This window comes from Aquimarina intermedia, from assembly GCF_008124785.1.
Taxonomy (GTDB): domain Bacteria; phylum Bacteroidota; class Bacteroidia; order Flavobacteriales; family Flavobacteriaceae; genus Aquimarina; species Aquimarina intermedia.
The window spans coordinates 309,695-323,719 of the sequence record NZ_VNHU01000002.1; the positions used below are offsets into that span (position 1 = coordinate 309,695).

A 14,025-nucleotide genomic window follows, 5' to 3' on the forward strand; every position below is an offset into this window, starting at 1 on the left:
CCCGATTAAGAATATAATTCCCTAATGCAAATAAAACTTTTTAGTTTATTTTTTTTCTGTCATTTACTGGCTTTTTCGCAGTTACAATTATCCGGAAAAATTCAAGACAGCAAAACCAATGCGCCTCTTCCTTTTGCTACCATCTCCATAAACAATGTAGCTAACATCATGACATCCTCTGACGGTTCATTTACAATTCTAGCAACCCTACCAGTAACCCTTACAGTTTCTTATTTAGGATATTTAGAAAAAAAAGTAACAATCACAGATCCGTCTATTACGTATCTTACAATTTCAATGTCCTCAAAGACCGAAAAACTAGGCACCGTATCTGTAAACAGTGAAGGGAACAGAGCCCATACTATCATATCCAAAGCAATAGAAAATAAACTTATTAATGATCCTAAAAAATCTATTGATGCGTACACTTTTAAATCGTACGAGAAGTTCAAAATTACAGAAGACAGAACTGCTCGCCTCAAGAGTCGCGATACTGCAGATGCTGCCATCGAGAACATCTTTAATAAAACGCATTCCTTTCTGAGTGAAAAGGTTACAGCACATTACGTTCAAAAAAATGTGCCGGAAAAACAAAAAGTTCTCGGCACAAAGATGGCAGGTTTTGAACAACCCGTGTATCCTGTGCTAGGAAAGACTATTCAATCCTCCTCACTGTATGGAGAAGAGTATACCATTTTTAATGAGCGTTTTGCAGGACCATTAAGCAAGAAGTCCTCTAGGCTATATTATTATAAAATATTAGATACGCTTGATGGAAATCACCCAGCTTATGTTGTGTTATTTCAACCCACAAAAACTTCATCAATCGCTCGATTAGAAGGTTTGCTATACATAGACACCACGACATATGCCATCCAAAAGGCAATCCTCGAACTCAAAGGAGAACTGGACATTAAGGCAACTCATCTGTACAAGAAATCAGAAAATAATGGATTGTGGCTTCCTGAAAACAATAGTATTAGTATTAAGTCAGGAAACGGAAAACAGAAAATTTCATTATTTGGAGGCAGAATATCAGTAGGAAATTTAGATCAAAAAAATAACCAACAAAGCAATGACGATTTCTTACTCTCTAAGACAGACTTTTTTGATTATAACTTTGAACCAAGCAAGCTTGAACTTGCCACGCAACCTGCTATTCTAGTTGACACCGAAGCAGAAAACAGAGATAACGTCTTTTGGGAAAGCTATCGTACAGCCGCGATTACTGAAAAAGATTTAGCCTCGTTTCCAGTAATTGACAGCATCGTAAAAGCTCAACATATTGAACGCAGGATCAATGTAATTCAAAGTTTTAACCAAGGTTTTTATCCCCTAGGATTTTTTAATTTAGACCTTACCTACCCAATTAAATATAATAATTATGAGGGTTTACGGCTTGGACTTGGCGGTATTACAAATTCCTCTTTTTCTCAACGCTTTAGAATCGAAGGATATACAGTATATGGTTTTATCGATGATCGATTTAAGTATGGAATTGGTGGTGGTATCTTACTTAATAAAAAGCATGGCGCTTGGCTAAATTTTAATTTTAAAGATGACTTAAGCGAGGTTGGGAGTTTTCAATACTTGACCGATCGTCGCGTTTATTCGCTCTTCGAACCCCGCCTTGTAAATATAGACTTTTATTATAAGCATCGCACATACAGTACTAGCTTGCAATACGAATTATTTCCCAAGCTCCTTTCCGAAACTCAAATTTCACTAAGTGAGATTGATCAAACAAAAGATTATCAATATAAAAAAGATGACATTTGGCGTTCCAGTTATAAGAATACCGAAGCTAAAATAGCATTGCGCTGGAGTCCTTTTAGTAATTTCTTGAAGACTCCTAGTGGTACCAAGGAAATCTATGATGGATATCCCAAATTTACTGCACAATATACGCAAGGTATATCTGATGTATTTGAGAGTGATCTTACCTATTCTAAAGTTGGTTTAAAAGCAGAATATAACATTGACCGTTTAAACTTGAGTACAACAAGCTTCTTGTTAGAGGGCAATCTTGGTTTTGGAGAACTCCCGCTCACCCATTTGTTTCATGCCTATCCTAATGCCCCAACCAAAGAAACAATCTTACAACGCTTTTCTGTTGCCGGTAGACGCAGTTTTGAAACGATGTATTTTAGCGAATTTTTTAGTGACAAACTGGCAACCTTTCAAATGAGACATACGTTTCAGCCAATACGTATTGCCAGTTGGCTGCAACCGGAGCTCGTATTAATCTCTCGACATGCTATTGGCACGGTACGAGATAAAGAATTACATCAAGGCATTGAATTTAAATCTTTAGAGCATGGTTATCAGGAATCCGGATTCGAAGTTAACAAACTGATTGCCGGTTTTGGACTAAGTTTTGCATTTCGTTATGGCGCCTATTCCCTCCCCCAGTTTGAAGATAACATCGCTTTCAAGTTCACTTTTTATCTTAAGTTGTAAGTTAACTTCTTCAAATGGTTTTTAAATTATAAAATTTCAAAAAAATTAAACGCTCAATCCTTACATTTGCACAAGCAAAAAAAGGAGATGGCAAAATTATTTAGTTTCGGTTTTTGGAATGCTTTAGCAGGAGTTATACTTCGTAACAGACTGGTAATCTTTTTAGGAATCATTGGTATAACTGTGTTTTTAGGGTTTCAATGGAAAAATATGCGATTTTCCTTTACAGAAGCTAATCTATTACCAGATGACCATGAGGTAAACGTACAATATCAAAAGTTCTTAGATACGTTTGGCGAAGAGGGAAATCTCATCGTAATGGCTATACAGGACAGTACACTATTTACACCATCAAAACTAAAAGCCTGGAATGAATTCAACGATTCTTTTAAAAAGTATGAAGAGATTGATCTTGTAATCTCGCTTAGTGATCTTAAAAAATTAGAAAAAAAGGATAACCCAGCCAGATTTGAACTTGTTGACTTTATAAATGACACTTCATATACAGAAAAACAGGTTGCTCGTTATGAGCAAGAATTATTTGCTAAATTACCTTTTTATGAAGGGCTAGTTTACAGTAAGAAGTCAAAAACTGTTCAAAGTGCTCTGTATCTTAAAAAGGATATTGTAAATACAATTGTTCGAAAAAAATTCATAGAAGATGTTCTCAATCCTAAGGTAAAAGCTTTTGAGGCCAAATACAATATGGATGTAAAAGTTTCTGGTATGCCCTATATACGTACCATGAACTCTCAGAATATAATGGACGAAATTCAAGTCTTTATTCTAGCTGCGCTTTTAGTTACTTCGTTGATATTTTTCTTCTTTTTTAGATCCGTCAGAGCAACAATCATTTCTATGACCGCTGTAGTCATTGGAGTAATGTGGGCCTTTGGTCTCCTAGGATTGTTACAATATGAGATTACCGTTTTAACCGCGATCATCCCCCCACTGGTAATCGTTATTGGTATTCCAAATTGTATTTTTCTTATAAACAAATATCAACAAGAAATTAAAAAACACGGTAATAAAGCTAAGTCGCTACAAAGAGTGATTACTAAAGTTGGCAACGCAACGCTTATGACCAACGTAACAACGGCTGCCGGCTTTGCTACTTTTGCTCTGACAGAAAGTAAGTTATTACGGGAGTTTGGTATCGTTGCTTCTATCAATATCATAGCGCTTTTTATTCTCTGCTTGTTAGTGATTACCATCATTTATAGTTACATGCCACAACCCAAAGAACGCCATCTCAAACATTTGGGGAAACGTTGGATTGAAAGTCTTGTAGATTGGATGGAGCATATGGTAAAAACCAGAAGAGTAACCATTTATATTGCTTCAATTATAATTTTGATTGCAAGTATCATAGGTATTTATACCATAAAAGTCTCTGGAAGTCTATTGGAAGATATGCCTAAATCAACCGGTTTCTTCCAGGATATCGAATTTTTTGAAGAAGAATTTGATGGTATTATGCCTTTAGAAATTCTTATCAATACCAAGAGAAAGCAGGGTGTTTTGAAACTACCTACTTTAAAGCGAATGGCAGAACTGGAAATTTTACTCGAAGAGACTCCGGAGCTATCAAAGCCAATTTCTATTGTAAGTCTCGTTAAATATGCAAAGCAGACCTATTACAATGGAAACCCAAAATATTATCAAATACCCACAAGTCAAGAACGTAATTTTATATTGCCCTATGCCAAGAGTTTTGAATCTGAGGCGGGAATCATGAAAAGTTATGTTGATTCTACAGGTCAATACGCACGCATCACAACATTTATGAAAGATGTTGGAACAGAGCAAATGGAGCGTATTGAAACTACCTTAGGACCCAAATTGGAAAAAATCTTTCCAAAAGACCGATACGAAGTTACGTTTACAGGTAGAGCTTTAATTTTTCAAAAAGGAACAAATTACCTTGTCTGGAATTTAGTGTTCTCCCTTGGATTGGCTATAGTTTTAATTGCATTGTTTATGGCTTGGATGTTCCGTTCTTTTAAAATGATTGTAATTTCGCTTATACCTAACTTACTACCATTACTTATGACGGCAGGGCTTATGGGATACCTTGGGGTACCTATTAAACCATCGACTATTCTAGTTTTTAGTATTGCGTTCGGTATATCAGTGGATGATACCATTCATTTTCTTGCCAAATACAGACAAGAGCTCAAGCAAAATCATTGGAGAATACGCAAATCTGTTTTTGCTGCTGTACGAGAAACAGGCGTAAGTATGTTTTACACCTCAACAGTACTCTTCTTTGGTTTTTCGGTTTTTATGATTTCTAGTTTTGGAGGCACAAAGGCTTTAGGTGGATTAGTCTCGACTACTTTATTGTTCGCCATGTTATCCAACTTACTGTTGCTCCCTTCTCTTTTACTTTCATTAGAAAGAAGTATCGCTAACAAAAAGACACTTAAAGAACCTTCTTTACGTATCATCCCGAATGAAGAGGAAATTAATTCTGACGATGATTTTAAGGAGTCAAACTAGCTTAACGATTATTTTCTCTAGTTCTCATTCTTTTGATAATAATAAATAGGCTCGTTCGATACCATCAATTGTTATATAAAAAAGCCCCGTTAGATAAATCTAACGGGACCTTTGTAAGATAGATTACCCCAAAACCTATCAAACTAACTTAACGTAAACACAAACTCGTTATAGTTTTTTTAATTCCTTTATTGTAATTGCATTTGCAAGATAGCGCTGTACGTTCGTTCCTGAAATACCTCGCATAGGGGAAAAACCCCCTTTTTGTATTTAAACCAGATCAGGAGATAGCAATGTATTCGAATTGAAAGATAACCGACTGATCAGCAGGTTGTTGGAAAGTTAAAATAAAGAGGTATGTACAAGCTTTTAACCTAAAAATTTATTATTAAGCGCCTTATTTAGACTAAAAGCATAGAATTCTACTTTCAAATAACATCATTTTTACGCTTTTTCCATAATTGAAAGCGATGTTTTCCATGGATTTTTTTGAGAAGATACAATTTGGAGCTGCTTAGATATATATGATGATTATGGATAGCACATAACATATAGATCAACCTCATAAATTCATCGGGTATTTTGCTAAAATTCTATAGGCAACAGTCCGATTAAAAATTTATCTTTGCGTCCCTTAAAATTGCTTAATAATTAAAGCAATTGATTTTTGTAGAAAGAAATAGAAACGTGATAAGATGAAACATTCTAAAGTAATAGAAGTACTTAAAAGCGATAAATTATTACAGCCGGTGGTTGTTAAAGGATGGGTACGCTCTTTCAGAAACGATCGATTTATAGCTATCAACGATGGATCAACAATTCATACTATTCAATGTGTACTAGAAGATGACACCTTTGACAAGGCATTAACCGACCGTATTACGGTTGGAGCGGCTGTAACGGTTTCGGGTACTTTGGTAGAAAGTAAAGGCTCAGGACAACGTGTGGAGATTCAAGCAAATAGCATTACAATTGAAGGAGATGCTGATCCCGAAGAGCTAAAACTCACCATATTATCACCAAAAAAACATAGTTTAGAAAAATTACGGCAGCAAGCACACTTACGTGTGAGAACCAACACTTTTGGCGCTATCATGAGAGTTCGTTCTAAATTGTCTTTTGCTATCCATGAGTATTTTCAAAAAAACAACTTTTATTACGTAAATACACCCGTAATAACAGGAAGTGATGCCGAAGGTGCTGGAGAGGCATTTAAGGTAACCAATTTTGAACTAAATAAAGTACCTACCACTCAAGAAGGAGGTATCGATTATAGCAAAGATTTTTTCGGAAGAGAAACCAATCTAACCGTATCCGGTCAGCTTGAAGCAGAAACCTACGCAATGGGGTTAGGACAGGTATATACGTTTGGTCCAACCTTTAGAGCCGAGAACTCTAACACTTCCCGCCATTTAGCTGAATTTTGGATGGTAGAGCCAGAGGTAGCCTTTTGTGACCTTGACGGCAATATGGATCTTGCTGAAGATTTTATAAAATATGTACTTCAATATATACTTGATAACTGTCAGGATGATCTTGAGTTCTTAGAAAAACGCTTGGTCCAAGAAGACAAAAGTAAACCCCAGGCAGAACGTGAGGAAATGTTATTACGTGATAAATTAAAATTTGTTTTAGAACACAATTTTAAGCGTGTAAGTTACACTGAAGCAATTGATATCTTAAAGAACTCTAAACCGAATAAGAAAAAGAAATTTAAGTACCCTATAAACGAATGGGGTGCTGACCTACAGAGCGAACATGAACGCTTCTTGGTAGAAAAGCATTTTAAGTGTCCCGTAATTCTTTTTGACTATCCGGCAAAAATTAAGGCTTTTTACATGCGTCTGAATGAAGATGGAAATACGGTGAGAGCTATGGACATTCTCTTTCCCGGGATCGGAGAAATCGTTGGAGGCTCTCAACGTGAAGAGCGCTTGGATGTTTTAAAAGAAAAAATGGCTGCTTTGAACATTCCCGAAGAAGAATTATGGTGGTATCTGGATACCAGAAAATTCGGAACTTGTGTTCACAGTGGATTTGGATTAGGATTTGAGCGCTTAGTACTATTTGTAACAGGTATGTCTAATATTAGAGATGTAATACCGTATCCTAGAACTCCTTTAAATGCAGAGTTCTAACATTTAATTACTATGTTTCTTTGATAAAATCTCAAGAATCAGCGCTTTTATCACATGATAGCTATCTGACTCTTGAGATTTTTTTTGTCTTATTTTCATTAGTTTATCCGAATGTGGAAGCACTCTGTTGAGTTCTAAATATTTTAAAACATCTTCAAAATAGCGGTCCAGAATCGGAATTATGTACTTGCTGTTGCTATGCAGTTCTTTGATTCTTACAAATTTTTTACTATAGGCAAGAAAAATTTGAGGATACTGTGAAAAAGTTAGCAGCGCATCGCAAAATGCCTGATATACGAGATGCTCTTCATTATTGTTCTCAAACCTCAAATCGTCAATATTTGTTTTCTTTAAACAATAAAATTTTACAGCTTCACTAATAAAATCAAAATAATCTACAGTTGTGTAATAGTATATTTCTAACCCGAAGTTCGTACTTATAATAATCACCTCATCATCAATACTATCGCTAAGAAAATCCTCTAACCTCAGAACACCAGCATTTTGCAATAACAAACGTCGGTGCGAATTGGACACCAAGGTAACCCGTACCGATTTAATGGGCTTTATATTGCTTATGTTTTCCACTAGGAAGTCGTAAGAAGTTTGGAAAAATCAAGTCCTTGATTACGCGCGTGCATAGCCGCTGTAAACCCCTGATTATCCTTTAATTCAGGGTCTGCTCCATTTGCCAGCAGAAGTTCAATAATTTCTTTCTGACCAAAAGTCGCTGCATAAATAAGAGCCGTAGCATCATTATAATTTTTTTTATTAACGGATGCCCCAGCAGTTAATAACATTTTGACTATAGCCTTATGTCCTTTAAAACTAACACCCATTAATGCAGTATTACCAGAAGCATCCTGAGCATCGAGATCAGGTTGCAGCGTCAGTAAATAGCTTGTGATATCTTCAAGTCCGTAGTAGGTGGCTAATAGAAGCGGTGTACTCCCTCGTTGATCTTTTTCATTAATAAGTTCCGGATAAGAACTCAACAATTGTTTTACTACAGGTAATTCTTCTGATCTAATAGCGTTAAAAAGTGCATTTGCATTCATATATTACGAAATTAAAGGAAGCCATATGTCTCAATCAAATGAACTTTATGGCTTCTCCATTATATTATTATTTTTTTATTGTACCTCTGAAGGAATCACATTGGAATTAGGATCTGGATTACTTACTTTATGTTCACGAATAGCGTTTTCAACGCCGGCACCATAGGCAGGATCAGCAGCATAAAAATGCTTTAGCTGTCGTTCCACGATATGGTCAGATACTCCGTCAATGGCCAATGCAATATTCTGAAAGAGTCGTTCTTTCTGATCCTCATCAAAAAGTCTGAACAAATCCCCAACCTGTTTAAAATCTCCTATTTGATCCTGATCTTCATAGCGATTAATATCTCCATTTATACTTAGTGGTGGTTCCTCAACACTTGGGACCTCGGTCGGACCGTTTTTGGTGTTTGGTTCATAGTACGCATCAGGATTGTCACTGTTATTATCAAAAAATCGCATAGGTCCGTCTTTATGATAGTGATTTACTTCAGATTTAGGAGCATTAGCGGGAAGTGCTTCATAATGCGTACCCAATCGATATCGGTGCGCATCTGCATAAGAAAACACACGCGCCTGTAACATTTTATCCAAAGAAAAACCAATTCCCGGAACTTTATTCGAAGGAGAATAGGCGGCATTTTCTACATATTGGTAATAGTTATCAGGATTTTTATTTAACTCAACCTCTCCGACTTCAATGAGCGGATAATCACCATGAGGCCATACTTTTGTCACATCAAAAGGATTATATGGTGTTTTTTCAGCATCTTGTTCCGGCATTACTTGCACCATCATTTTCCATTTAGGAAAATTTCCCTCTTCAATTGCTCCAAATAATTCTTCCTGATATTTTTCTCGAGTTTTTCCGATAATATCGGCAGCTTCCTCATTAGTATAAAATTCATGTCCTTGCTGCGTTTTAAAATGAAATTTCACCCAGAAACGCTCTTCGTCATGGTTCCAAAAGGAATACGTATGGGACCCATAACCATTCATATGCATAGGTGTAGTCGGTATCCCACGATCAGACATCAAAATGGTAACTTGATGAAGACTCTCCGGCACCTGAGACCAAAAATCCCACATAGCTTCGGGTGATCTTAAGTTGGTTTTAGGATGACGTTTTTGCGTTCGGATAAAGTCCGGAAATTTCCAGCCATCTCGTACAAAAAAGACTGGAGTGTTATTACCCACCATATCCCAGTTACCTTCTTCTGTATAAAACTTTAAGGAGAATCCTCTAACGTCCCGCTCTGTATCTGCAGCACCTGATTCTCCAGCTACAGTCGAAAATCTTGCAAGCATCTCTGTCTTCTTCCCAACTTGAGAAAAAATCTTAGCTTGAGTATATTTGGTTATATCGTTAGTAACGGTAAATGTTCCTAATGCGCCCCACCCTTTTGCATGGACCACACGTTCGGGTATACGCTCCCTGTTTTGATGGGCTAATTTCTCGATCAGTTGATAGTCTTGTAATAGTACAGGCCCACGCTTGCCTGCTGTCAACGATTTTTGATTATTAGGTACCGGAGCACCTGCTGACGTGGTAAGTTTTTTATTGCTCATAATATAGAAGTGATTTAATTTCAGTATAATAAAGATACGATATTACATCCTGCATCTTCAATAAATAAAATTGATTGTTTTGATGTATAAATAAACCCTATCTATTTAAGATAATTTTAAGATTAGAAAAATTTATGGTGTTGATAATTGATATGCTGCTCTAAGAAGTATGTAATTATTCAAAAAATGACTTACTGAATTTGAAAAATTCGTATTTTTGCATAAGCACTTATATAAATACTTATGATTGATGCACTACAGTATATTGGCGAGCTTGGCCTTGGCTCGAGACTTAAACGACTTAGTGAAACTCTGATGCGAGAAACTAACTTAATTTACGATGCTTATAATATTGATTTTGATCCTTATTTATTTCCTGTTTTCAAAATACTTATTGACAATACATGTGTTACGACTACAGAGCTACAAGAACAGCTTCAATATACCCAACCTGCCATTACACAAGCGTTAAACAAGCTAAGCAATAAAAAATTAGTTGTTTACTCAACTGATAAAGTAGACAAAAGAAAGAAGAATTTTCGCCTAAGCAAGAAAGGAGTAGAACTGCATAAAGAACTCACTCCAATATGGCAAGCTATTGACCAACAAATTAAATGGCTTACACAAGGGAGTGCTACTAACTTATTACATCATATTTCATATATCGAAAACCAATTATCCAAAAAATCACTCAGCAAAAGAGTCTTAGAAAATTTGTAAACCATGTCCAATACCGAAAGAATTATTGAAATTATACCATTTGAATCACAATATGCGGCTGATTTCGCCAAATTGAATATAGAATGGCTGGAAAAATATTTTATTGTAGAGCCACATGATCAAGAACTATTAGAAAATTGCGAAGCCACTATTATTGATAATGACGGCTATATTTTCTTTGCTAGAATAGATAATGTAATCGTAGGCACTTTTGCATTAATAAAAATGAAAAGTGGGGGGTATGAGTTAGGCAAAATGGCGGTCTCCCCACAATATCGCGGACAACAAATTGGCCAACGACTCATGACACATTGCTTAACATTTGCCAAGACTAAAAAATGGAACAAGCTTACCTTGTATTCAAGCACCAAATTAGCAAACGCACTACATATTTATAAGAAATTTGGGTTTAGAGAAGTTCCCTTAGAAAGTAACGCTCCTTACCTGCGCAGTGATATCAAAATGGAACTTGAATTCTAGTTTTTACACAGAGCACAGATCTCATGAAAAACAAGCGTGTTTTACCTAATTAATCAGGGGGGTTAATTCCCCCCTCCCTCGACATCTATCCTACGTAATTAGGACTCCCCTATCGAGCAACAACTATTGAAAATCAACACCTTGCGTGGTTGGCAATTAATGTAATTATAAATTATATTTTTAATTACAAACTAAGAGTGGTACATTTATTTAACATAATCACCTTAATATCAATAAAATGAAACAATCCAATCTAATCGGGTATCCAATCGTGATCATCTTAACGGCTATAATTACTTTTTTTACGCTTAACAATTGTAAAGGTCCAGATCGACCAATAGCCAACAAGCCCACTGAGATAATTTCTTTTAGTGATGCTTTAGAACTCTATCAAACCTATACTGATAATCGTTCTTGTGTTATTAAAGCTTTTGAAGGCAAACGTGATAGTACGTTAATCAAATTATGTCCTTCAAACCGAAAAGCGAATGAAAAGTTTAAACCTTCTCGATCGTTCTTTTTGAGTAAAAAGTTTCTAGATCAATATATGGCATATGTTAAAAGTATAACCCCAGATTCTGTTGACATCACTGGATATCGAATGTACCTTGGTAACTATCCGGATAAAGAAAAGTTTGAAAATGGAAAACCGATTCCTGATCCTAGAAGAAATACATTTTTTATGGCTCCCACCACCATAACCGGAAGTGAAAGTATACATCGTGGCTTTACGTTTGTCGATAAAAATAAAGATGGCACCCCAGAACTGGTGTTTTTAGAAAACGAGTTAGCTGATCCAAAAAATCCTATACGAGGAATGAATAGATCAAAAATAAATACAGCAAGTTTCTTCTCGTTTGCAAATATTTTCCAGGAAGAGTTGAGCACTATTGCAAATGATTTGGGTAGCCATCCATAAATTTATAAACCTTATAATTATACAGTGAAAAATGAAAATCTACTATTGATTATGTACATTGGTATGTCATTCGAATTGATAACCGCCATTGTTGGTGCGTTCTATTTGAAAAGTTACAAAAATAAATCATTGAAGTATTTTATAATCTTTATTTGGTATACATTCATTAATGAAATTTTTACCGGTATATATCTGAAAAGGCACTTAAAAATCGAGGAAGCTGATATACTATACAACTTATATTACTTAGTTTACTTTTTCTTTTACTTTTACCTATTTAGAAATTCAATTTCGAGTCGAAAATACAAATTGACCATCAACATTTTCCTGTATATCTATTTAATTTCTTTAATATTTAATGGCTTTTTCATGAACTATTTTACTGAAATTCAAATACTACCACATGTTATTGCCTCGAGCTGCTTGATTGTTGCTATAGTATTTTATTACATAGAAGTGCTGAAATCGGAAAGAGTATTAAAAATAGAAAAAAGTCTATTATTTTGGATCAGCATAGGCGTTTTGGTTTATAGTATAGGTCTCATCCCGTTTAGAATTTTGAGAAATTATTACACCAATTTAGTGGATGACATGGTACCATTATTAGCCACCTTTATACTTACAATCTTTATGAACACCTGTTTTATAATTGGATTCACATGGAGCGACAAGAAACAGCTATATTAATCGCTAGTATCGTACTAGTTTTTATCATTATTGTGATGATTTTTTTGTTTCTTATTTTTCAAAAAAGGAAAAACATTCTATTACTGCAGCAAAAAGAAGCTTCAAAAAAATTTGAAAAAGCCATAGCACAAACTCAAATAGAAATACGTGAAGAAACGTTACGTAATATAAGTTGGGAGCTGCATGATAATATCGGACAATTACTCACACTAGCCAAAATACAGGTAAGTGTAGCGCATGAGCAACCGGAAAAATTAAAGGATGTTACCGAGACGATCACAAAAAGCCTTGTGGAGCTCAGAGCTTTGTCAAAGTTGATCAATCCTGACGCGATAAAACAATTATCACTAACGGAAGCTATAGCTTTAGAAATTGAACGATTTAACCGCTTACAATTTATCAATGCAGCAATGACCAGTACGCCGGAAATCCGAGCCATGGATCCAAAGGTAGAGATCATAATTTTTAGAATTTTACAAGAGTTTTTCTCTAACACTATAAAACATTCAAAAGCTTCTAACTTAAGGGTCGATGCAATTTTTGATAAAGAGAAAGTGCAAATTACCGCCTCTGATGATGGCATTGGATTTAGCAACTCTAAACAAAAAACCGATCAGGGCATCGGACTTTGCAATATTAGAAGTAGAGGTAAATTAATTGATGCTGCCATCGAAATTAGATCCGAAGTAGGTAGAGGAACCATTTTAAAGCTCGAATATTACTATAAAGAGAACCAAGTATGACACACTAATTACCACAACTCAACATACCCCAATATCGACAACAACCTAGATTAAATCATTGTTCTTAAGAACACAATTATCATAGCATGAATTATTCTGTAGTCATCGTCGAAGATCACGTACTGCTTTCACAAGCCCTTGCCGGACTCGTGGATGGATTTTCAAAGTTCAAAGTACTTTACGTTTGTAAAAACGGAAAAGAATTGGTAACCCGCTTAAAAGATCCAAAAAACATTCCTGACATTGTACTAATGGATATTAATATGCCCATAATGAATGGCATAGAAACGACACAACATCTTAGAGAGCAGTATCCTCAAATAAATGTATTGGCTCTTTCTGTTGAAGAAGACGAAATCACAATTCTCAAAATGCTAAAAGCGGGAGCGAAAGGGTATTTATTGAAAGATACTGAAAAAAGTATCTTAGAAAATGCGTTAATTGAAGTTCAGGAAACTGGTTTTTATCACACAAAAAGTGTTACTGATTTACTGTTGGGCTCGTTACATCCTAAAAAAGACAAACAAACTGTTCTTAAAGAAAGGGAAATAGAGTTTATAAAACATGCATGTACCGAAAAAACGTATAAAGAAATTGCTAGCGACATGTGCTTAAGTCCTAAAACGATCGAAGGATATCGTGATTCTATTTTTGAAAAACTAAATTTAAAAAATCGAACAGGTCTAGTAATTTATGCTATTAAACACAAAATTTTTACACCTTAACATCTTGATATAAATTTGAATAAA

At 35.3% G+C, this 14,025-nt stretch carries 12 protein-coding genes; 9 read left to right on the forward strand and 3 right to left on the reverse strand.

Features of this window, described 5'->3' with window-relative positions; all coding sequences use genetic code 11:
- Positions 1–24 precede the first annotated feature (24 nt).
- From BD809_RS04015 to asnS, 3 genes are all read left to right on the forward strand, one after another.
- Positions 25–2,460 carry a DUF5686 and carboxypeptidase-like regulatory domain-containing protein gene (locus BD809_RS04015; protein WP_148781658.1) on the forward strand — a complete coding sequence of 812 codons (2,436 nt, stop codon included), beginning with the start codon at positions 25–27 and terminating at the stop codon, positions 2,458–2,460.
- Positions 2,461–2,547: 87 nt separating this feature from the next.
- Positions 2,548–4,962, forward strand: a complete 2,415-nt coding sequence (locus BD809_RS04020; protein ID WP_148781659.1) for an efflux RND transporter permease subunit — start codon at positions 2,548–2,550, stop codon at positions 4,960–4,962.
- A gap of 695 nt (positions 4,963–5,657) precedes the next feature.
- Positions 5,658–7,100, forward strand: a complete 1,443-nt coding sequence (gene asnS, locus BD809_RS04025) for an asparagine--tRNA ligase (protein WP_148781660.1) — start codon at positions 5,658–5,660, stop codon at positions 7,098–7,100.
- 3 nt (positions 7,101–7,103) lie between these two features.
- Here the strand turns inward: asnS and BD809_RS04030 are convergent, their stop codons facing one another.
- The 3 genes from BD809_RS04030 to BD809_RS04040 form a co-directional block, all read right to left on the reverse strand.
- Positions 7,104–7,688 (reverse strand): hypothetical protein, encoded by a 585-nt coding sequence (locus BD809_RS04030; RefSeq protein WP_148781661.1) that lies wholly within the window; start codon positions 7,686–7,688, stop codon positions 7,104–7,106.
- Positions 7,688–8,158, reverse strand: coding sequence for an ankyrin repeat domain-containing protein (locus BD809_RS04035; protein ID WP_148781662.1), 471 nt, complete (start codon positions 8,156–8,158; stop codon positions 7,688–7,690). Before BD809_RS04035 ends, BD809_RS04030 begins: the two co-directional genes overlap by 1 nt.
- A gap of 75 nt (positions 8,159–8,233) precedes the next feature.
- The gene (locus BD809_RS04040) at positions 8,234–9,727 is read right to left on the reverse strand and encodes a catalase (RefSeq protein ID WP_148781663.1); all 1,494 of its coding nucleotides are present in this window, start codon (positions 9,725–9,727) and stop codon (positions 8,234–8,236) included.
- Positions 9,728–9,970: 243 nt separating this feature from the next.
- Between BD809_RS04040 and BD809_RS04045 the strand changes: the two genes are divergently transcribed.
- From BD809_RS04045 to BD809_RS04070, 6 genes are all read left to right on the forward strand, one after another.
- Positions 9,971–10,447, forward strand: a complete 477-nt coding sequence (locus BD809_RS04045; protein ID WP_148781664.1) for a MarR family winged helix-turn-helix transcriptional regulator — start codon at positions 9,971–9,973, stop codon at positions 10,445–10,447.
- Between the two features lie 3 nt (positions 10,448–10,450).
- Positions 10,451–10,927, forward strand: coding sequence for a GNAT family N-acetyltransferase (locus BD809_RS04050; protein WP_148781665.1), 477 nt, complete (start codon positions 10,451–10,453; stop codon positions 10,925–10,927).
- Positions 10,928–11,165: 238 nt separating this feature from the next.
- Positions 11,166–11,846, forward strand: coding sequence for a hypothetical protein (locus BD809_RS04055; RefSeq protein WP_148781666.1), 681 nt, complete (start codon positions 11,166–11,168; stop codon positions 11,844–11,846).
- 369 nt (positions 11,847–12,215) lie between these two features.
- Positions 12,216–12,533 carry a hypothetical protein gene (locus BD809_RS04060; protein WP_148781667.1) on the forward strand — a complete coding sequence of 106 codons (318 nt, stop codon included), beginning with the start codon at positions 12,216–12,218 and terminating at the stop codon, positions 12,531–12,533.
- Positions 12,506–13,276 (forward strand): sensor histidine kinase, encoded by a 771-nt coding sequence (locus BD809_RS04065; RefSeq protein WP_148781668.1) that lies wholly within the window; start codon positions 12,506–12,508, stop codon positions 13,274–13,276. The genes BD809_RS04060 and BD809_RS04065 overlap by 28 nt, the downstream gene beginning before the upstream one ends.
- Positions 13,277–13,362: 86 nt before the next feature.
- Entirely contained in the window at positions 13,363–14,001 is a 639-nt protein-coding gene (locus BD809_RS04070; RefSeq protein WP_148781669.1) for a response regulator transcription factor, read from the forward strand.
- Positions 14,002–14,025: the final 24 nt, after the last annotated feature.

What these genes read in the sequence shown, in the direction of transcription:
- BD809_RS04015 (WP_148781658.1), top strand. Translation starts at nt 25, where the DNA reads ATGCAAATAAAACTTTTTAGTTTATTTTTTTTCTGTCATTTACTGGCT.
- BD809_RS04060 (WP_148781667.1), top strand. Translation starts at nt 12,216, where the DNA reads ATGAACTATTTTACTGAAATTCAAATACTACCACATGTTATTGCCTCG.
- BD809_RS04020 (WP_148781659.1), top strand. Translation starts at nt 2,548, where the DNA reads ATGGCAAAATTATTTAGTTTCGGTTTTTGGAATGCTTTAGCAGGAGTT.
- BD809_RS04050 (WP_148781665.1), top strand. Translation starts at nt 10,451, where the DNA reads ATGTCCAATACCGAAAGAATTATTGAAATTATACCATTTGAATCACAA.
- BD809_RS04040 (WP_148781663.1), bottom strand. Translation starts at nt 9,727, where the DNA reads ATGAGCAATAAAAAACTTACCACGTCAGCAGGTGCTCCGGTACCTAAT.
- BD809_RS04065 (WP_148781668.1), top strand. Translation starts at nt 12,506, where the DNA reads ATGGAGCGACAAGAAACAGCTATATTAATCGCTAGTATCGTACTAGTT.
- BD809_RS04045 (WP_148781664.1), top strand. Translation starts at nt 9,971, where the DNA reads ATGATTGATGCACTACAGTATATTGGCGAGCTTGGCCTTGGCTCGAGA.
- BD809_RS04070 (WP_148781669.1), top strand. Translation starts at nt 13,363, where the DNA reads ATGAATTATTCTGTAGTCATCGTCGAAGATCACGTACTGCTTTCACAA.
- BD809_RS04055 (WP_148781666.1), top strand. Translation starts at nt 11,166, where the DNA reads ATGAAACAATCCAATCTAATCGGGTATCCAATCGTGATCATCTTAACG.
- BD809_RS04035 (WP_148781662.1), bottom strand. Translation starts at nt 8,158, where the DNA reads ATGAATGCAAATGCACTTTTTAACGCTATTAGATCAGAAGAATTACCT.
- asnS (WP_148781660.1), top strand. Translation starts at nt 5,658, where the DNA reads ATGAAACATTCTAAAGTAATAGAAGTACTTAAAAGCGATAAATTATTA.